Here is a 19074-nt window from a genome sequence, read left to right as displayed (position 1 = left end):
TACCGATGCGCGCGGGGTCACTGGCTGCTGCCCGGACACATGATGGTCGGAAGCAGGTCGTGCTCCTGCGGGCGGGGTCGACACACCACGTGGGAATGCGAGTGCGGCGACATCACCTATTCGCCGAGGCTGCGAGCCTCGTGCGAGTTGGGTTGATTTTTGATCGCGAAACAGAAACTACGGCAGTGAATTACGCGGCACCGCGACCCTGACTTCTGTTTCGCGGCGACAGTGCGTAGCCGCGTTGCGTCAGGGCTCGCGAGACCCGTTCGATGATGTCGTGTGGACGGTCTTCCTTGATCACGCGTACGACATGCCAGCCGAGACGTCCAAGTATGTCCAATCTGCGAATGTCCTTCACGTACTGGCTTCGGTCCAAGCGGTGGTGGTCGCCGTCGTACTCGACGGCAACCATCGGAGTTTCCCAACCCATGTCGAGGTAGGCCAGGAACGGACCGTCGGTTACCTGGATCTGTGTGGTGGGCGCTGGAAGTCCGGCGCTGATCAGGACAAGCCGCAACCAGGATTCCTTTGGCGATTCCGAGCCGGCATCCATCATGTCGATCAGCGGTCGTGCACGTTTGTTTCCCCGGGCCCTCGGGTAGCGATCGACGAGGTTTATCAAGTCCCGTCTCGTTATTCGCGTTGCCCGGGCGAGATCGTCTAGATGGGCGACGGCCGTCGCCCCCGGCAGGTGGCGGGCGAGATCAAAGCCGACCCGAGCCGGCGTGGCAACCCTGAGGCCGCGCAACGACATGACTTCGTCTGGCGCGAACCGCTCGTCGCGAGCGATGATGCCGGGCGGGCAATGATTATTTCGCCAGAGCATCTCGATCGGTGCAGACTCGTCGACCCACCGAGCACCGTGCAGTGCTGCGGCAGCCCGGCCGGTTATTGTCGACCGCCGCTGCGACCAGAGCCACGCGCCGACGGTTGTGAGCTCCAGCGTTTGGTCTGAGCATTTCGGAATGTAGACGTCAGGGAATATCGACCGATGATTCCAGCGCAGTTGTCCGCGGGTAAGCGCGCGACTGGTTATCGCCTCGCTGCCCACGATGGGTACGTCCATGGGCTCGATGATGCTGGGCTCGGGCCGTCAGCGTCACCAGTCAGAAGCCAGGGTTGTGGATAACCGAGAATTACAGCCCTGGCTTCTGTTTGACGCCCAGAGTTAACGCCAGCTGGGTAGCCAGATCTCCATGTTCCAGGTGTCCTGCGAAATCGGTTGACCGGTGAGCACCGGGAACAGCCAGGCAAAGTTCGTCAAAACCATTGCGACATAACAGGACACCGCTATCAGCCCGAGGCTTCGGCGCTCAGCGCCTTGGTTGGGTTTGTAGAGGATGTCGCCGAGGATCAACCCGATTCCCATCGCCAGGAACGGCGCCATGGTTGCGGCGTAGAAGAAGTACATCTGCCGGTCGATGTCGGCGAACCACGGCAGCCAACCCGCGCAATAGCCGACGAGAACGGCGGTGTAGCGCCAGTCGCGGCGAACCAGCATCCGCCAGCAGGCGTAGAGCAGCACCGGCACCGAAATCCACCACATCGCCGGTGTGCCAACCAGCATCACCGCTTTGACGCACGATTGCGCGCCGCAGCCCGGAACGTTCTGCTGATCGATCGCGTAGAGCACCGGCCGCAGCGACATCGGCCACGCCCACGGCTTGGATTCCCACGGATGGTAGTTGCCCGCCGAATTCGTCAGGCCGGCGTGGAAGTGATACGCGTTGGCGGTGTAGTGCCACAGCGAGCGAATCGCGTCGGGCAGAGGGAAATTCGAGCGTGCTCCGATCGACTGGCCGACCTCGTGGCGATCGATCGCCGTCTCGGAGGCGAACCACGGCGCGTAGCTGGCCAGGTACACTCCAAACGGAATAATCAACAGTGCGTAGGCCGTTGGACACAGGTCGCGGCGCACCGTGCCCAGCCACGGTCGCAGCACCCGGTACTGCCGGCGGGCCGCGACGTCGAATCCCAGTGACATCAGGCCGAAGAACACCACGAAATACAGTCCGGACCATTTTGTGCCACAGGCCAACCCGAGCAATACGCCGGCACCGAAGCGCCACCACCGCACTCCGAGCCGCGGCCCCCACACCGTCTCGTCGATGCGGCCCTGCGCGTACGCGACATGCATTCGCTCACGGACCTGATCCCGGTCGACGATCAGCGCACCGAATGCCGCAAGCACCAGGAACGCCAGAAACCCGTCGAGCAGCGCGGTGCGCGCCACCACGAAGCTGACCCCGTCGGCAATGACCAGCAGGCCCGCGATCGCGCCGACGAGTGTCGATCGGCTGATCCGCCGCACGATCCGCACGACCAGCGCCACCATGATCGTGCCGAGGATCGCGCCGGTGAATCGCCACCCCAGCCCGTTGTAGCCGAACAGCGCCTCGCCGATCGCGATCAGCTGCTTGCCCACCGGCGGGTGCACGACGAGCCCGTAGCCGGGGTTGTCCTCCACCCCGTGGTTGTGCAGCACCTGCCAGGCCTGCGGCGCGTAATGCTTTTCGTCGAAGATCGGGGTTCCGGCATCGGTGGGCGAGCCGAGGTTCACTGTTCTGCTAAGTGCCGCCAGCGCGGTGACCACGCCGGTGACCACCCAGCCCTGCAGCCGGTCGACGGGCCCGAAATCGGGCGCCGGGGCCAGCGGGCCCGGGCTGATCACCGGTACTTCCTCGTCGGCGACGAGTTCGTCGGTCAGGGCGGTAGTCATCGGGATCGATCGTAGGCTGTGGCGCATGACCGCTGGCCGACTGTTGCTGGGTGCGACGCCGTTGGGTCAGCCGTCCGACGCGTCGCAGCGGCTGATCGAGGCGCTGGCGACGGCGGACATCGTCGCCGCCGAGGACACCCGACGGCTGCGCACCCTGACCAAGGCACTCGACGTGGTGATCGGCGGCAAGGTGGTCAGTTTCTTCGACCATGTCGAGGCCGCCCGGGTGCCCGCGCTGGTCGAGCAGATCAGCGCCGGCGCCACCGTGCTGGTGGTCAGCGACGCCGGGATGCCGTTGATCAGTGACCCGGGCCACCGGCTGGTGGTGGCCTGTGTGGCGGCGGGCATTACGGTGCAGTGCCTACCGGGTCCGTCGGCGGTGACGACCGCGCTGGCGGTGTCCGGGCTGCCGTCGGAGCGGTTTTGCTTCGAGGGTTTCTCCCCACGCAAACAGGGTGCGCGCCGCAGCTGGCTGGCGTCGCTGGCGTCCGAGCAGCGCACGGCGGTGTTCTTCGAATCCCCGCGGCGGCTTGAGGTCTGCTTGAAAGACGCGGTCAGGGAGCTCGGCGGGGACCGCCGCGCCGCGGTGTGCCGCGAGCTGACCAAGGTGCACGAGGAAGTGGTGCGCGGATCGCTGGAGGAGCTGGCGGCCTGGGCCGCCAACGGCGTGCTCGGCGAGATCACCGTCGTGTTGGCCGGGGCGGTGCTGCACGCTGATCTGCCGACGATGGTGGCTCAGGTGAGCGCTCTGGTCGACGACGGCATGGGCGTCAAAGACGCCTGCGCACAGGTGTTTGCCGCTACGCCGGGAGCGCCGTCACGGCGTGAGCTCTACGACGCGGTGCTGCGGAGCCGGGCCCGCGCCTGAGGCGACACCCGCCCCGATGATCGGGGCGGCCTTGTGCAGGCATTCCTCCCACTCGGCGTCGGCGTCGGAGTCGGCGGTGATCCCGCCGCCCGAGCCCAGCACCGCGTTACCCACCGCGTCGAATTCCACCGTGCGGATCGCAACGTTCAGCTCACATCCCGCCACCGGAGACGCCAAACCGACTGTGCCGCAATAGATCCCGCGCCGAGACAGCTCCCACTGCGAAATCAGCTCGCGGGCGCGCAGTTTGGGCGTCCCGGTGATGGACGCCGGCGGGAACATGGCGTCGAGCAGCGCCGACGTCGGCAACTCGAGCGGGACTTGCGCCGACACCGTCGACACCAGATGCCACACGCCCGGCGCCGGCCGCACGACGAGCAACTCCGGAACCGTGACCGAACCGGTCACCGCAACCCGGCCCAGGTCGTTACGAACCAGGTCGACGATCATCACGTTCTCGGCGACGTCCTTGCTCGACGCGCGCAGCGCCGACGGGGGGGCGTACAGCGGTAGCGTGCCCTTGATCGGGCTCGATGTCACCAAATCGCCATGGCGACAGAGGAACAACTCCGGCGACAGCGATGCGACCGCACCCCAGTCGCCGGCGACGTAGGCCGCCCGGGCCGGCGCGGTGCGGGCCACGCCGTCGAGGAAGAAGTCCAGTGGATCCCCGGCGATGGTGCCGGTGAACTGAGTGCACACGCAGGCCTGATAGACCTCGCCGGCCCGGATCGCCTCGAGGCAGGACAGCACCCCGGCGCGGTGCGCCGCGCGGTCGGCGGCGTCCCAGTCGATCCGGAACGCCCGCGCCGACACGGACGTGGTCAGCGCCTCGGTCAGCCAGCCGGGCATCGGGGCGCCGGACAAGCTTTCGAACCACCACCGCCGGTCGCGGTCGCAGCGCAGCACGCAGTCCGTCCAGCCGCCGGCGGCCTCGGGCACCCGCGCGGGCCGACCGTCAGTGCCCGGGTCGGGGTAGGACAGATAGCCGATCCAGCCCCCGCCGACCGTGGTGCTGTGCGAGCCGGGTCGCACGTCGAATGCGTCGGCGGCGTCTATCGCGTCGATCGCCACGCTCGGTGCGATCACCGCCAGTGCGCCGAACCACTGCCCGGTCAGCGCGGCCGGTGATGGTAGATCCAGCCGCGTCGTCGCGTCGCCGACGGCGCGCAGCACCTCGTGGGGGCTGCCCAGGTCGCCGAGCCGGTCGATTCGCACGCCCCTAGCTTGGCAGAAATCTCACCCGCGGCTGATTTTGTGTGCCGTCGTGACGGCCGCCAGCTTGTCGGGGTTGCGCATCGCGTAAAAGTTGCTGATCTTGCCGTCGACGATCTCGACGGTGACAACGGCCTCCAACTTCTCGGCGAAGGCGCTCCGATGTCGCTGACGCTGGACGGGATCGACCGTGCCGGGCATGCGGTCGCCCACCGAGATGCGAACGGGCGGGTGACCGTTCGCATTCGGCTGATCTAGTCGACCTGGTATCGCGGGAAGACCCCGCTGGGCGCCGGCAGTGCGGTGCCGGACTCCAGTCGGGTGCCGACGGCGGCGAAGCTGCGGTGCTCGGGCGATTGGCCGAGCAGGTCGAGTAGCTTGCCGGCAGAATCCGGCAGCACCGGCTGGACCAGCAACGCCGCGATGCGCACCGCCTCGCACGTCGTGTAGAGCACGGTGGCGAACCGGGTCTGGTCGGCCTCGGAATTACTCTTGCGCAACACCCACGGCTGCTGCGCGGAAAAGTACCGGTTCGCCGCACCGAGCATCAGCCAGATCGCTTCCAGCGCCAGATGCATGGCCTGGTTGTCGAACTCGGCGCGCACCCGCTCGAGCAGGCCGTCGGCGAGGCTGAGCAGCTCGGTGTCCTCGGCGCTGAACTCGCCGGGTGTCGGCACGACGCCGCCGAGGTTCTTGGCGATCATCGACAGCGACCGCTGGGCCAGGTTCCCGAGCTCGTTGGCCAGGTCGGCGTTGATCCGGGCGATGATCGCGTCTTCGCTGTAGCTGCCGTCCTGGCCGAAAGGCACTTCGCGCAGCAGGAAGTAGCGCACCTGGTCCACCCCGAACGTGTCGATCAGAGTGTCGGGGTCGACGATGTTGCCGACCGACTTGCTCATCTTCTCGCCGCGATTCAACAGGAATCCGTGTGCGAAGACCCTCCGCGGCAGCTCGATTCCGGCCGACATCAAAAACGCGGGCCAGTAGACGGTGTGGAATCGGATGATGTCCTTGCCGATCATGTGCAGGTCGGCCGGCCAGTAGCGTTCGAACAGCTCGGATTCGGTGTCCGGGTAGCCCACGCCGGTCAGGTAGTTGGTCAGCGCGTCGACCCAGACGTACATCACATGGTCGGGATGGTCGGGGACTTTCACCCCCCAGTCGAAGGAGGTGCGCGAGATGGACAGGTCCCGCAAGCCGCCGGAGACGAAACTGACCACCTCGTTGCGTCGCACCTCGGGCGCGATGAAGTCCGGGTGAGAAGCGTAGTGCGCCAACAACTTCTCGGCGTACGCCGAGAGCCGGAAGAAGTAGGTCTGCTCCTCGGTCCAGGTGACCGGCGTGCCGGTCTCGACGGCGATCCGGATCCCGTCGACGACCGCGGTCTCGGATTCGACGAAGAACCGCTCGTCGCGCACCGAGTACCAGCCGGAGTAGGTGTCCAAATAGATGTCGCCGGCCGCCTGCATCCGCCGCCAGATGTCCTTGGATGCCTCGTGGTGGTCGGCGTCGGTGGTGCGGATGAACCGGTCAAAGGAGATGTTCAGCTTCTGCTGCAGGCGCTGGAACACATCGGAGTTGCGCTTGGCCAACTCTGCGGTCGTGATCCCTTCCGCGGCGGCGGTCTCGACCATCTTGAGGCCATGTTCGTCGGTGCCGGTCAGGAACCGGACGTCGAAGCCGTCGAGGCGCTTGAAGCGGGCGATCGCGTCGGTGGCGATGTACTCGTAGGCGTGCCCGACATGCGGGTCGCCATTCGGGTAGGTGATCGCGGTGCTGACGTAATACGGCTTCATCAAGATGCACCCTATGGTGTGCGCGTGGGTTCCAAACGTCCGCCGCCGCCCGCTCCGCCCCGGCTGAGCCCGCTGATCGACGCGCACACCCATCTGGACGCCTGCGGCGCGACCGACGCCGAGGACGTACGCACGATCGTCGATCGCGCTGCTGCGGTCGGTGTGACGGCGGTGATCACCATCGCCGACGACCTGGCGTCGGCGCGCTGGGCGACCCAGGCCGCCGACTGGGACCCCCGCGTCTTCGCCGCGGTGGCCTTGCATCCCACCCGCGCCGACGCGCTGAACGACGACGCCCGCGCCGAGATCGAGCGACTGGCGGCGCACCCGAGGGTGGTGGCGATCGGCGAAACCGGCTTGGACCTGTACTGGCCGGGCAGGCTCGATGGCTGCGCCGATCCGGCCGTGCAGCGGGAAGCCTTCGCCTGGCACATCGACCTGGCCAAGCGGTCCGGCAAACCGCTGATGATCCACAACCGCGACGCCGACGCCGAGGTGCTCGACGTGCTGCACACCGAGGGCGCCCCGGAGTCCGTGATCTTCCACTGTTTCTCGTCCGGCCCGGAGTTGGCGCGCGCCTGCGCCGACGCCGGGTGGCTGGTCAGCCTGTCCGGGACGGTGAGCTTCAAAAATGCCCGTGAGCTGCGCGCAGCCGTCCCACTGGTTCCGGTGACACAGCTGCTGGTGGAAACCGACGCGCCGTTTCTGACCCCGCACCCGTATCGCGGCGCGCCCAATGAACCGTACTGCCTGCCCTACACCGTGCGGGCGCTCGCGGAGTTGCTCGGCCGGCCCGCGGAGGAGTTGGCCGAGATCACCACGCGCAACGCGCGGCGGGCCTACCGGTTGCCGCCGGCGGATTAGAACTCCGCTAATGTGGCCTGGCCCGAGTTGCTCTGGGTAGGGCTTTTCGTTACCGTCCTGTTATCGAAACGGCGGGTGGCCTTCAAGGCCCCCTTTGATTTGTTACTCGCATGGTTGAGGTCGGGGATACACGCGCGTTGAACGTTATTACGAAACTTCATCAGGCTCCGTCTTCGGCTCTTCGTCTTCTGGTCGCGGGCATTTTGCTGGTCATGGCATGCGCCGGAGCCTTCGCAGTTGCCGACCACAAGACCGTCACGCTGAGTGTTGACGGCACCGCCATGACCGTGACCACGATGAAGTCGCGGGTGATCGACATCATCTCCGAAAACGGGTTCGCGGTCGGCGATCGTGACGATTTGTACCCGGCCGCGGGCGAGCGGGTCCACGACGCCGCCCACATCGTGCTGCGGCGCAGCCGGCCGTTGGAGATCTCGCTGGACGGCCAGAACACCCAGCAGGTCTGGACGACGGCCTCCACGGTGGACGAGGCGCTCGCCCAGCTGGCGATGACCGACACCGCGCCGGCGGCAGCCTCGCGCGGCAGCCGTGTCCCGTTGGCCGGCATGGCGCTGCCGGTGGTCAGCGCCAAGACCGTCGAACTCGATGACGGCGGTCAGGTACGCAACGTCCGGCTGGCCGCGGCCCGGGTCGGCGATCTGCTGGCCGGCCTCGGCGTGCCGCTGTTGCAGAGCGACCTGGTTATGCCGGGCGCCGGCACGCCGGTGATCGACGGCATGCACATCCAGGTGATTCGCAAGCGGATCGAGAAGATCACCGAACGGGTTCCGCTGGACCCGCCGCGGCGCCGGATCGAAGACCCGCAGATGAACATGAGCAAAGAGATCGTCGAGGACAAGGGCTCCGCGGGCAGCCAGGACATGACCTACGCGGTGTCCAAGGTCAACGGCGTCGAGACGGGCCGCCTGCCGGTGGCCAGCCACGTCATCGCACCCGCCCGCGAGGCGGTCGTGCGGGTCGGCACCAAGCCAGGCACCGAAGTGCCGAATGTCGGAAACGGCGCGGTCTGGGACGCCATTTCGCGCTGTGAAGCCGGCGGTAACTGGGCGATCAACACCGGAAACGGCTATTACGGCGGGGTGCAGTTCGACCAGGGCACCTGGGAGCGCAACGGCGGTCTGCGGTTCGCCCCGCGCGCCGACATGGCGAGCCGGGAAGAGCAGATCGCCGTCGCCGAGGTGACGCGCGCCCGTCAGGGCTGGGGAGCATGGCCGGTCTGCAGTGGACGAGCGGGTGCGCGCTGACCATCCAGTTACTTGGGCGCACCGAAATCCGGCGGCTAGCCAAAGAACTCGAACTCCGGCCGCGTAAATCGTTGGGGCAGAACTTTGTCCACGACGCCAACACCGTGCGCCGGATTGTCGCCGCATCCGGCGTCACCCGCAACGACCACGTGCTGGAAGTCGGACCCGGACTCGGGTCGCTCACCCTTGCGCTGCTGGACCGCGGTTGCACGGTGAGCGCCGTCGAGATCGATCCGGTGCTGGCCGAGCGACTGCCGCAGACCGTGTCCGAGCATTCGCACTGCCAGAGTCAGCGGTTGACGGTGATCAACCGCGATGTTCTGTCCATCGGCCCCGACGATCTCGCTTCCGCGCCGACGGCGGTGGTGGCGAATCTGCCGTACAACGTCGCGGTCCCGGCCATCCTGCACTTGCTCGCCGAATTTCCCACGCTCGCAACGGTGATGGTGATGGTGCAGGCCGAGGTCGCCGCGCGGCTCGCCGCCGAACCGGGCGGCAAGGAGTACGGCGTGCCCAGCGTCAAAGCCCGTTTCCACGGGCAGGTTCGCCGGCACGGCACGGTGTCGCCGTCGGTATTCTGGCCGGTCCCGCGGGTCCATTCCGGTCTGGTGCGCATCGATCGGTACGCCCGCCCGCCCTGGCCGACCGACGCTGCCTTCCGCCAGAACGTGTTCAAGCTCGTCGATACCGCATTTGCGCAGCGGCGCAAGACATCTCGCAACGCCTTTGTCGAGTGGGCCGGTTCCGGCAACGAGTCGGCGAGCCGCCTCTTGGCCGCCAGCATCGACCCGGCCCGCCGTGGTGAGACGCTGACCGTCGACGAGTTCGTCCGGCTCTACCAACGTTCGGGAGACGTCGGCGACGCGGCCCCGCGAGGCCGAGCTCAGCGCCACGCATCGGCGAGCTGACCGGCGGGCGATAGTCTCGTGCGGTGCCGATTGACGGGAGCACCGCAGCTCAATGGGTGCCCACTGGCGCGGTGACCGTCCGTGCGCCCGGAAAGATCAACCTGTATCTGGCGGTCGGGGATCTCCAGGAAACGGGTTACCACCAGCTGACGACGGTGTTCCACGCTGTGTCACTGGTCGACGAGGTCACCGTCCGCAATGCCGACGTGCTCTCGCTGGAGATCACCGGCGAGGGCGCCGACCAGCTTCCCCTCGACGAGCGCAATCTGGCCTGGCAGGCGGCCGAACTGATGGCCGAGCACGTCGGCCGCTCGCCGGATGTGTCGATCATGATCGATAAGAGCATTCCGGTGGCCGGTGGAATGGCCGGCGGTAGCGCAGACGCAGCGGCGGTGCTGGTCGCGCTCAACTCGCTGTGGGAGCTCGGCGTGCCCCGACGCGATCTGCACACCTTGGCCGCGAAGCTCGGCAGCGATGTGCCGTTCGCCCTGCACGGCGGTACCGCGCTGGGTGCCGGTCGCGGCGAGGAGCTTGCAACGGTGTTGGCCCGCGACACTTTTCACTGGGTGCTGGCCTTCGCCAAGGGCGGACTGTCGACCCCGAAAGTCTTCCGCGAGCTGGATAGATTGCGCGAGGTCGGGGCGCCGCCGCGTCTCGACGAGGCCGGCCCGGTGCTGGCCGCTCTGGCGGCCGGCGACCCCGAGCAATTGGCGCCGCTGCTGGGCAACGAACTCCAAGCGGCCGCCGTGAGCCTGAGTGCGCCACTGCGCCGGGTGCTGCGGGCCGGTGTCGAGGCCGGCGCGCTGGCCGGCCTGGTGTCGGGATCGGGGCCGACATGCGCGTTTTTGTGCCGGTCGGCGTCCTCGGCCGTCGATGTGGCCACCGAGCTCTCCGGGGCCGGTGTCTGCCGTACCGTGCGGGTGGCCAGCGGTCCGGTGCACGGCGCCCGGGTGGTGCCCACGCCTGCTGCCGGCGCGTGAATCGGCGACACAGTTTGGCAGTTCCTTAAGGGGAGTTTAAGATACCTAACGGTGATGATTACCGGTCAAGCAACGAGCCTGGTTCCTTCGCCCGCCGTCCCCCTCGGCGGGCGTTCCCGTATCGACACGGCAACGTTGCGCGGGGATATTTATTCGCCACCGATTCGACATGAAATCGCCGCCCAACTGTGGGCGCGCGGCTATCCCGATGTGTGCTTGAGCAGGAGCAACATTGAGGGCTGGGCGGTGGCGTCGGAACCGAGGAGGCAATCGTGAGCAGGTTTACCGAGAACATGTACCGCAACGCTCTCCGGAGTTCGCGCGGCATGGTGACCGGCGAGCCGCACGAGCCCGTCCGGCACACGTGGTTCGAGGTGCACGAGCGGGCCCGCCGAATCGCCGGTGGACTGGCCGCCGCGGGCGTCGGACACGGCGACGCCGTCGGCGTGCTGGCCGGGTTCCCGGTGGAGATCGCGCCGACGGCGCAGGCCCTGTGGATGCGGGGCGCCAGCCTGACCATGTTGCACCAGCCGACCCCGCGCACCGACCTCGCCGTGTGGGCCGAGGACACCATGAACGTCATCGCGATGATCGAGGCGAGCGCCGTCATCGTCTCCGAGCCGTTCCTTGTCGCGATACCGGTGCTCGAGGAGAAAGGGGTAAAGGTCCTTACCGTCGGCGACCTGCTCGACGGTGAGCCCATCGACCCGCTCGAGACCAGCGAAGACGATCTGGCGCTGATGCAGCTGACGTCCGGATCCACCGGATCGCCCAAAGCAGTCCAGATCACGCACCGCAACATCTACTCCAACGCCGAGGCCATGTTCACCGGCGCCGAGTACGACGTCGACAACGACGTCATGGTCAGCTGGCTGCCCTGCTTCCACGACATGGGCATGGTCGGCTTCCTGACCATCCCGATGTACTTCGGCGCCGAGCTGGTCAAGGTCACGCCGATGGACTTCCTGCGCGACACCCTGCTGTGGGCCAAGCTGATCGACAAGTACCAGGGCACCATGACCGCGGCGCCCAACTTCGCCTACGCGTTGTTCGCCAAGCGGCTGCGCAAGCAGGCCGAGCCCGGCCAGTACGACCTGTCGACGCTGCGGTTCGCGCTGTCCGGCGCCGAGCCCGTCGACCCCGCCGACGTCGAGGACCTGCTGGACGCGGGTAAGGCCTTCGGCCTGAAGCCGTCGGCGATCCTGCCCGCGTACGGCATGGCCGAGACCACGCTCGCGGTGTCGTTCTCGGAGTGCAACGCCGGCCTGGTCGTCGACGAGGTGGACGCCGATCTGCTGGCCGCGCTGCGTCGCGCCGTTCCGTCCAGCAAGGGCCACACCCGGCGGTTGGCCTCGCTCGGTCCGCTGCTGAAGGACCTCGAGGCTCGCGTCGTCGACGAGAACGGCAACGTGATGCCCGCTCGCGGCGTCGGCGTCATCGAACTGCGCGGCGAATGCGTGACGCCCGGATACATCACCATGGGCGGCTTCCTGCCGGCCCAGGACGAAAACGGTTGGTATGACACCGGCGACCTGGGCTACCTGATGGAGAACGGTCACGTGGTGGTCTGCGGCCGGGTCAAGGACGTCATCATCATGGCCGGCCGCAACATCTACCCGACCGACATCGAGCGCGCCGCCGGCCGCGTCGAGGGTGTGCGTATCGGCTGCGCCGTCGCGGTCCGGTTGGACGCCGGGCACTCACGCGAAACCTTCGCCGTCGCGGTGGAATCCAACTCCTGGCAGGACCCGGTCGAGGTGCGGCGCATTGAGCACCAGGTGGCCCACGAGGTCGTCACCGAGGTCGATGTGCGCCCGCGCAACGTCGTGGTGCTCGGCCCGGGCACCATCCCGAAGACGTCGTCGGGCAAGCTGCGCCGGGCCAACTCGGTCACCCTGGTCACGTAGCGTTCACGGCCCTTCATCGGCTGTGCCGGGCGGCCCCGTCGGTGTCGCCGCTGCCACTGTCGTCATTGCCGCTAGAAACGGTTGGAGTCCGGGCATTGTCAACTTTGGTCGGCTGATAGGTGCGTGCTCGTGGGGTTGATCGCGTACGTCTTGCTGCGCGACGACCGCCATTAACATCGGTCGGGCGTTCCGCGCAGATGTGTCCAGGAACCCTGTGATTCAGTGCTACACTGGATTACTGTGCCAACGAAGAACATCACACTCTCGATGCCCGAAGAGTTGGTGCGCCGCGCGAAGGTGCTGGCCGCGCAGCGTGATATGTCTGTTTCGAGTCTGGTCGCGCGACTGCTTGAGCACCTCGTCGGCGACGTGCGTGACTACGACGAGGCGTGGGCGATCGAGCGTCAGAGGATGCGCGAGGGTATCGGTCTGCAGGTCGGACCGATCACCTGGTCCCGCGATGAGGTTCACAAACGCTGACGATGGAGTTCGTCGACACCAACATCCTGATCTATGCCTATGTCGCGACCGGCGAAAAGCGGGAAGCGGCCAGCGCGCTCGTCGATCGACTCTGGCGCGAACGCCGCGGAGCGATAAGCATTCAGGTGCTGCAGGAGTTCTATGTCAACGTGACCCGCAAAGTCACCGAAATGATCGATCCCGAAATCGCGGGAGACATAATGAACAACCTGGTGCGCTGGCGTGTCCACTCGCCGTTGCCCGACGACGTCATCGCTGCAGCCACCCTGTCGCATCGGCACCAGCTCTCCTTCTGGGACGCCATGATCGTCCGCAGCGCCGCCGAATTGCGTTGCGACACCTTGTGGACGGCGGACCTCAACGACGGTCAGGTCATCGAGGGTGTCCGGCTGGCCAATCCGTTCACACGTGCATGACATCGAACCTGTCCGGGAGGACCTGACGCACGTCGGGTGCGAGGGCCGATCCGGCCGTAGCCACTTATCTTATCGGGGCCGGACGCTTCGGAAGTAGCGGTTTAATATATTGCACCGCGACCGAATTCACTACTTCTGAGTAGTGCAGCCAGCTGCAGAACCCACCGTGAGCTGCGACCCGCTCACCAGGTGTGGACCCGGTTCTGGGCCGGCTCGAGGCCCAGCTTGATCAGCAGCTCGGTGGCGTCGGCGGCCTGCTCGCAGATGGTCGGCACCTCGGGGCGTTCGGTCGCGCTGAAGTTTTCCAGCACAAACGCCGCCGGGTCTTTGCGTCCGGGCGGGCGGCCGATTCCGATCCGCACCCGCTGAAAGTCCTTGGTGCCGAGCGCATTTGCCACCGAGCGCAACCCGTTGTGGCCACCCTCGCCGCCGCCGAGCTTCAGCCGGATTTGGCCGAAGTCGATGTCGAGTTCGTCGTGAATGATCACCACGTCAGCGGCGGGCACCGAGTAGAACTTGGCCAGCGGACCCACTTGGCCGCCGGACTCGTTCATGTAGCAGCGCGGCTTGGCCAGCACGATCGAATGACCGCCGAGTCGGCCGGTGGCTAGCTCGGCGCCGGACCGCTTGTGCACCTTGAAGTTTGAGCCCAGCCGAGCGGCGAGCCGGTCGGCAACCATGAACCCGAGGTTGTGCCGCGTCTGGGCATAGTTCGGTCCGGGGTTGCCCAGACCCACCACCAGTTGCGGGCCGGCCACAGCTTATTCGGAATCGGACTCGGAGTGGGACGCTGCGCCCTCGTCTTCGGTGCCCGTGTCGGCCGGTGCGCCGCCCGCGACCGCCTCGCCGGCGCCTTCGCTATCCAGGTCTTCTTCGGTCGGCGCGACGACGACGTTGACGACCAGGCTGTCCGGGTCGGCGATCAGGTTGACGCCCGGCGGCAGCGAGATCTGGCCGGCGGTGAACTGGGTGCCGGGCTCGGCCCCCTCGACCGACACGGTCAGCGACTGCGGGATCGACAACGCGTCGGCCTCGATCAAGATGGTGTTGGTTTCCTGGGTGACCAGGGTGCCGGGGACGGCGTCGCCCTCGATTTCGACGTTGACCTCGACGGTCACCTTCTCGCCGCGGCGCACCACCAGCAGGTCGGCGTGGGTGATGGAGCGCCGGATCGGATGGATGTCGAGCGCCTTGGTCAGCGCCAACTGTTCCGTGCCCTCGATGTCGAGGGTGAGCACCGCGTTGGTGCCGGAGTGACGCAGGACGGCGGCGAAGTCGTGGCCGGGCAGCGCCAAGTGCTGCGGCTCGCTACCGTGACCGTAGAGGACGGCCGGAATCCAGCCCGCACGGCGGGCCCGGCGAGAGGCGCCCTTGCCGGTCTCGGTCCGTACCTTGACGGCAAGCTGGTTGTGGGATTTAGCCATTGATGTCGCTCCTGTGTGAGATTCCGGGGTACGGCCAGGAGTCGCGACGCTGAGTCGGTCCTCGTCGATAACGGCGGCTCGTGTAGCCGCCCTCGCCGTGACGCCCGGTCAGGCTAGCGCATCAGCGGCTCAGAGCGGAAATCTGGTGTCGGTCAGACGCTCGGACAGCTCCCACAACGCGTCGGCCGTCGCGGTGCGTTTGGCCAGCGGGCTGCGGCCTACCGGCTTGCTACGTCCGAACATGCCGAACGCCGGGCCGATGAAGCTGTCACCCGGAACATCCTGCGAAATGGCGTACAGCGTCTGCCGGGCGCCGAAGTCTGCGTCGCTGGCCAACCGGTTGCCCATGGACATCAGCGCGTCACCCAGCTTGTGGCCGGAATGCCCCTGCAGGTTGGTGTGCGAGTAGCCGGGGTGGGCGGCCACTGCCCGCACCGGTGAACCGGCGGCCTGCAGTCGTTGTTGAAGCCCGCTGGTGAACAGCAGGTTGGCGAGTTTGGACTGGCCGTAGGCCAGCCACGCCGAGTAGGGCCGCGCCGTCCAGTTCAGGTCCCGCAGGCTGACGTAGCCCATGTAATGCATCAGCGACGACACGGTGACCACCCGTTCGGTGACCTTCGGCAGCAGCAGATTGGTCAGCGCGAAGTGGCCGAGGTGGTTGGTGCCGATCTGGCTCTCGAACCCGTCGGCGGTGACGGCGCGCGGCACGGCCATGATGCCGGCGTTGTTCACCAGGATGTCGACGCCGTCCACGCGAGAGGCGAATTGCCGCACCGACGACAGATTCTGCAGGTCGAGTTGGCGGACTTCGACTCTGCCCTTCATCTGGCGCGCTGCGGACTTGCCTTTGCCGGTGTCGCGCACGGCCAGGATCACCTTCGCGCCGACCCGGGCGAGTTCGCGGGCCGTCACCGCGCCCAGTCCACTGTTGGCGCCGGTGACGATGGCGGTGCGTCCGGCGAACGAGGGCAGGTCTGCGGCGGTCCACAACGTCATGGCAGACACAGTAGTGCGGCCACAGTAGTGCGGCCACAGTAGTGCGGCGACGCTACCGGCCGGGCGCGCAGCTACTTCGCGGCGACCGTGAAGCCGCGGATGATCGTCTCGACGTCGACCGCATCGGCGACCGCTTTGTCGGCCAGGCTGGTGACAGCGAGCTGGATCAAGTATTTGTCCGGGTTTTTGCCGGCGCCGTGCGCGATCACGATTCGGTTGATCGTGTGCAGCCGTTGATTGCCGAGGTTGTAGCTGCCCTCGATCATCGACGACGGGAAGCCGTGGAAGTCGGCGTTCGACGATTCGAGCTTTTTGAAGTTCTGGGCGAGCCGGGCATCGTCGTTGCCGTGCTTGACCAACTCTTTGGCATCGAACTCGCCGCCCAGTTTGAACACCATCAGCATGGCGTTGGGGAAGCTGTCGGCCTTGGCGATCAACTCGGTGGTCTGCGGGATGTTCGCCCGGTTGATCTTCTGCCAGCCTGCCGGGATCGGAATCGACACGGTCAGGTCGGGCACCTGATCGGGCGCGACCGGCGACCCGGACACCCCGTTGCTTTCCAGGTACTGGGAGAAAGGCACCGGCGTCTCGGTGGGCGCCGCGCTGGTCGGCGTCGTCGACCAAATCGACTGATAGTCAGGACTTTTCGGCCCACATCCGACGGCCGACACGATCAGCACCGCCAGTATGGCGGCGACTCGTACCAGCGACCTCACAGGATCTCGCGGACCGCGTCGACCGGACGAGCCAGCCGCGTACCTTTCGGTGTGACGACAAACTGTCGCTCGATCAGGATGGGATGTTCGGCCATCGCGTCGAGCTGGGGGCACCTCCCGCTTGCGGGGGATTGATCGTCACTCGCATCGGCCAGATCGAGCTCCGCGTTCAGCGACTCGCGTTTGCGCACCGCGGCCCGAACGTCGATACCGGCGGAGCCGGAGCCCCCAGCAGCCGAAGCCATCTAGGCGTCCCCGTCGAACAGCCCGGTGACCGAACCGTTTTCGAACACCGCTCGAATGGTGCTGGCCAGCAGCGGGGCGATAGACAGCACCGTCAGCTGCGGGAACCGCTTCTCTTCGCCGATCGGCAGCGTGTTGGTCACGATGATCTCGCGGGCCCCGCACGCCGCCAACCGCTCGGCGGCCGGGTCGGACAGCACCCCGTGGGTGGCCGCGATGATGACATCCTTGGCGCCGTCGTCGTGCAGCAGCTTCACTGCGCCCGCGATGGTGCCACCGGTGTCGATCATGTCGTCGATCAGCACGCAGGTCTTCCCGTGCACCTCGCCGACCACGCGGTTGGAGACCACCTGGTTGGGCACCCGCGGGTCGCGGGTCTTGTGGATGAAGGCCAGCGGCACGCCGCCCAGCGCGTCGGCCCATTTCTCGGCGATACGCACCCGGCCGGAGTCGGGGGAGACCACCACCATGTTCCCGTTCGGGTAGTTGTCCCCGATATAGCCGGTGAGCAGGTTCTGCCCGCGCATGTGGTCGACGGGCCCGTCGAAAAAGCCCTGGATCTGGTCGGTGTGCAGGTCCACGGTCACGATCCGGTCGGCACCGGCGGTCTTGAGTAGATCGGCGACCAGACGGGCCGAAATCGGTTCGCGCCCACGGTGTTTCTTGTCCTGACGGGCATAGGGATAGAACGGCAGGACCGCGGTGATCCGTTTGGCGCTGCCCCGCTTGAGGGCGTCGATCATGATCAGCGATTCCATCAGCCAATCGTTGACCGGCGCCGGGGCCGATTGCAGGACGAAGGCGTCGCAGCCACGCACCGACTCGTTGAAGCGGACGAAGATCTCGCCGTTGGCGAACTCGCGGGCCGTCTGCGCGGTGACGTGGGTGTCGAGCTCCTTGGCGACCTGCTCGGCCAGCTCGGGATGGGCGCGGCCGGAGAAGAGCATCAGGTTCTTGCGATTATCGGTCCAGTCGTTGTTCACGTGACGCCCTTCACTGCTTCAGATCGAATGACTGCCTTACGAATACTAGGTAGCAGGCCGCCGGCCCGCTGCACCCTGGACATCATGTCGGCTCGTCGGGCGCTCGGCGTGCTTGTTCGGCGGCCTGCGCGGCGGCGCTACCGGGCCGCTTGCGCTCGACCCAGCCCTCGATGTTGCGTTGCCGGCCGCCGGAGACTGCCAGGGCGCCGGGCGGCACATCCTCGCGGACCACGGTTCCGGCTCCGGTGTAGGCACCGTCGCCGACCGTGACCGGCGCGACGAACATGGTGTCGGAGCCGGTGCGGACGTGCGAGCCGACCGTCGTGCGCTGCTTGGATGTGCCGTCGTAGTTGACGAAGACGCTGGAAGCGCCGATGTTGCTGTGCTCGCCGATGTCGGCATCACCGACGTAGGTCAGATGCGGCACCTTGGTTCCGGCGCCGATCGTGGCGTTCTTGGTTTCGACGAACGCGCCCAGCTTGCCGTCGGCGCCCAACGAGGTGCCGGGCCGCAGGTAGGTGAACGGGCCGACCACGGCGCCGGCGCCGATCGTGGCGTCGGCGCCATGGGTGCGGACCACTGACGCGCCGTCGCCGACGGTGACGTCGGTCAGCGTGGTGTCCGGTCCGATGCTGCAGCGACCGCCGATGCGGGTGCCGCCGAGCAGCTGGGTGCCGGGCTGGATGACGGTGTCGCGGCCGATGCTCACATCGACGTCGATCCAGGTCGTCGCCGGGTCGACGACGGTGACGCCGGCCAGCTGATGCGCGGACACGATGCGACGGTTGAGTTCGGCGGCCAGATCGGCTAGCTGCACCCGGTTGTTGACGCCGGCCACCAGCGAGCTGTCGTCGACGTGGCGGGCTCCTACCACGTGTCCGTCCTGCCGGACGATCGCGATCACGTCGGTGAGGTACAGCTCTTGCTGTGCGTTGTCGGCCGACAGCCGGCTCAGCGCCGAGCGCAGGGCCGCGATGTCGAAGGCGTACACGCCGGCGTTGACCTCACGGATCTCCAGCTGGGAGGGTGTCGCGTCGGCCTGCTCGACGATGGCGATCACCTCGTTGTCCGGCGTTCGTAGCGCGCGGCCGTAACCGGTCGGGTCATCCAGCGTGGTGGTCAGCACGGTGACCGCCGCGCCGCGGGCGTTGTGCGCGGCGACCAGGTCGGCCAGGGTGTCGGCGTCGAGCAGTGGGACGTCGCCGGAGGTGACGACGACGACGCCCCGGTAGTCGTCGGGCAGCGCCGCCAGGCCGCACAGCGCCGCGTGGCCGGTGCCGAGCTGGCGGTC

18 protein-coding genes and 2 pseudogenes are annotated in these 19074 nt (G+C 67.1%); 8 read left to right on the top strand and 12 right to left on the bottom strand.

The features are described 5' to 3' along the window. Window positions 1–190 precede the first annotated feature (190 nt). Window positions 191–1069, bottom strand: a complete 879-nt coding sequence (locus ABDV69_RS17015) for a hypothetical protein (protein ID WP_343576466.1) — start codon at window positions 1067–1069, stop codon at window positions 191–193. A gap of 102 nt (window positions 1070–1171) precedes the next feature. Continuing rightward, a complete protein-coding gene (locus ABDV69_RS17010) occupies window positions 1172–2722 on the bottom strand; it encodes a phospholipid carrier-dependent glycosyltransferase (protein ID WP_343576465.1) in 1551 nt (516 codons plus the stop codon). A gap of 25 nt (window positions 2723–2747) precedes the next feature. Between ABDV69_RS17010 and rsmI the strand changes: the two genes are divergently transcribed. After that, window positions 2748–3590, top strand: a complete 843-nt coding sequence (gene rsmI, locus ABDV69_RS17005; RefSeq protein ID WP_343576464.1) for a 16S rRNA (cytidine(1402)-2'-O)-methyltransferase — start codon at window positions 2748–2750, stop codon at window positions 3588–3590. On the opposite strand, the gene ABDV69_RS17000 is transcribed toward rsmI, so the two are convergent. From ABDV69_RS17000 to metG, 3 genes and pseudogenes are all read right to left on the bottom strand, one after another. Then, on the bottom strand, window positions 3540–4808 hold the full coding sequence (locus tag ABDV69_RS17000) for an aminodeoxychorismate synthase component I (protein ID WP_343576463.1): 1269 nt from the start codon (window positions 4806–4808) through the stop codon (window positions 3540–3542). The genes rsmI and ABDV69_RS17000 overlap by 51 nt on opposite strands. A 21-nt stretch (window positions 4809–4829) precedes the next feature. After that, a pseudogene (locus ABDV69_RS16995) lies at window positions 4830–4946 on the bottom strand (RNA polymerase subunit sigma-24); the annotation flags it as partial. A gap of 113 nt (window positions 4947–5059) precedes the next feature. Beyond that, window positions 5060–6601: a methionine--tRNA ligase gene (metG, locus tag ABDV69_RS16990; protein WP_343576462.1), complete on the bottom strand. Its 1542-nt coding sequence runs from the start codon at window positions 6599–6601 to the stop codon at window positions 5060–5062. Window positions 6602–6619: 18 nt separating this feature from the next. Between metG and ABDV69_RS16985 the strand changes: the two genes are divergently transcribed. From ABDV69_RS16985 to ABDV69_RS16955, 7 genes are all read left to right on the top strand, one after another. After that, window positions 6620–7465 (top strand): TatD family hydrolase, encoded by an 846-nt coding sequence (locus ABDV69_RS16985; RefSeq protein ID WP_343576461.1) that lies wholly within the window; start codon window positions 6620–6622, stop codon window positions 7463–7465. 137 nt (window positions 7466–7602) lie between these two features. Next, window positions 7603–8730: a transglycosylase family protein gene (locus ABDV69_RS16980; RefSeq protein WP_343576460.1), complete on the top strand. Its 1128-nt coding sequence runs from the start codon at window positions 7603–7605 to the stop codon at window positions 8728–8730. Then, window positions 8703–9638 carry a 16S rRNA (adenine(1518)-N(6)/adenine(1519)-N(6))-dimethyltransferase RsmA gene (gene rsmA, locus ABDV69_RS16975; RefSeq protein WP_343576467.1) on the top strand — a complete coding sequence of 312 codons (936 nt, stop codon included), beginning with the start codon at window positions 8703–8705 and terminating at the stop codon, window positions 9636–9638. Before ABDV69_RS16980 ends, rsmA begins: the two co-directional genes overlap by 28 nt. Before the next feature lie 23 nt (window positions 9639–9661). Further along, window positions 9662–10618: a 4-(cytidine 5'-diphospho)-2-C-methyl-D-erythritol kinase gene (locus ABDV69_RS16970; RefSeq protein ID WP_343576459.1), complete on the top strand. Its 957-nt coding sequence runs from the start codon at window positions 9662–9664 to the stop codon at window positions 10616–10618. Window positions 10619–10890: 272 nt separating this feature from the next. Beyond that, window positions 10891–12525: a fatty acyl-AMP ligase gene (locus tag ABDV69_RS16965; protein ID WP_343576458.1), complete on the top strand. Its 1635-nt coding sequence runs from the start codon at window positions 10891–10893 to the stop codon at window positions 12523–12525. Window positions 12526–12765: 240 nt separating this feature from the next. Beyond that, the gene (locus ABDV69_RS16960; protein WP_343576457.1) at window positions 12766–13005 is read left to right on the top strand and encodes a DUF6364 family protein; all 240 of its coding nucleotides are present in this window, start codon (window positions 12766–12768) and stop codon (window positions 13003–13005) included. Window positions 13006–13007: 2 nt separating this feature from the next. After that, complete coding sequence (locus ABDV69_RS16955) at window positions 13008–13421, top strand: PIN domain-containing protein (RefSeq protein ID WP_343576456.1); 414 nt, start codon at window positions 13008–13010, stop codon at window positions 13419–13421. Window positions 13422–13603: 182 nt separating this feature from the next. On the opposite strand, the gene pth is transcribed toward ABDV69_RS16955, so the two are convergent. The 7 genes and pseudogenes from pth to glmU all read right to left on the bottom strand — a co-directional run. Further along, window positions 13604–14179 (bottom strand): aminoacyl-tRNA hydrolase, encoded by a 576-nt coding sequence (gene pth, locus ABDV69_RS16950; protein ID WP_343576455.1) that lies wholly within the window; start codon window positions 14177–14179, stop codon window positions 13604–13606. A 3-nt stretch (window positions 14180–14182) separates the two neighbouring features. Next, window positions 14183–14845: a 50S ribosomal protein L25/general stress protein Ctc gene (locus ABDV69_RS16945; RefSeq protein WP_343576454.1), complete on the bottom strand. Its 663-nt coding sequence runs from the start codon at window positions 14843–14845 to the stop codon at window positions 14183–14185. Window positions 14846–14974: 129 nt separating this feature from the next. Continuing rightward, window positions 14975–15841 carry an oxidoreductase gene (locus tag ABDV69_RS16940; protein WP_343576453.1) on the bottom strand — a complete coding sequence of 289 codons (867 nt, stop codon included), beginning with the start codon at window positions 15839–15841 and terminating at the stop codon, window positions 14975–14977. Window positions 15842–15912: 71 nt separating this feature from the next. Continuing rightward, a complete protein-coding gene (locus tag ABDV69_RS16935; protein ID WP_343576452.1) occupies window positions 15913–16557 on the bottom strand; it encodes an LpqN/LpqT family lipoprotein in 645 nt (214 codons plus the stop codon). Continuing rightward, window positions 16554–16772: pseudogene (locus ABDV69_RS16930) on the bottom strand (hypothetical protein); the annotation flags it as partial. The gene ABDV69_RS16935 and the pseudogene ABDV69_RS16930, both read right to left, overlap by 4 nt. A 30-nt stretch (window positions 16773–16802) precedes the next feature. After that, a complete protein-coding gene (locus ABDV69_RS16925) occupies window positions 16803–17783 on the bottom strand; it encodes a ribose-phosphate diphosphokinase (protein ID WP_343576451.1) in 981 nt (326 codons plus the stop codon). 82 nt (window positions 17784–17865) lie between these two features. Beyond that, window positions 17866–19074: bifunctional UDP-N-acetylglucosamine diphosphorylase/glucosamine-1-phosphate N-acetyltransferase GlmU (gene glmU / locus ABDV69_RS16920; protein WP_343576450.1), on the bottom strand; the 1209-nt coding region annotated here is incomplete at its 5' end.

It is taken from the genome of Mycobacterium sp., from assembly GCF_039583785.1.
Taxonomy (GTDB): domain Bacteria; phylum Actinomycetota; class Actinomycetes; order Mycobacteriales; family Mycobacteriaceae; genus Mycobacterium.
The sequence above is the reverse complement of the archived record's forward strand: the minus strand, read 5'-3'. Positions and strand labels throughout refer to the sequence as shown.

What these genes read in the sequence shown, in the direction of transcription:
- ABDV69_RS17010 (WP_343576465.1), bottom strand. Translation starts at nt 2,722, where the DNA reads ATGACTACCGCCCTGACCGACGAACTCGTCGCCGACGAGGAAGTACCG.
- rsmI (WP_343576464.1), top strand. Translation starts at nt 2,748, where the DNA reads ATGACCGCTGGCCGACTGTTGCTGGGTGCGACGCCGTTGGGTCAGCCG.
- metG (WP_343576462.1), bottom strand. Translation starts at nt 6,601, where the DNA reads ATGAAGCCGTATTACGTCAGCACCGCGATCACCTACCCGAATGGCGAC.
- ABDV69_RS16940 (WP_343576453.1), bottom strand. Translation starts at nt 15,841, where the DNA reads ATGACGTTGTGGACCGCCGCAGACCTGCCCTCGTTCGCCGGACGCACC.
- ABDV69_RS16945 (WP_343576454.1), bottom strand. Translation starts at nt 14,845, where the DNA reads ATGGCTAAATCCCACAACCAGCTTGCCGTCAAGGTACGGACCGAGACC.
- ABDV69_RS17015 (WP_343576466.1), bottom strand. Translation starts at nt 1,069, where the DNA reads ATGGACGTACCCATCGTGGGCAGCGAGGCGATAACCAGTCGCGCGCTT.
- ABDV69_RS16955 (WP_343576456.1), top strand. Translation starts at nt 13,008, where the DNA reads ATGGAGTTCGTCGACACCAACATCCTGATCTATGCCTATGTCGCGACC.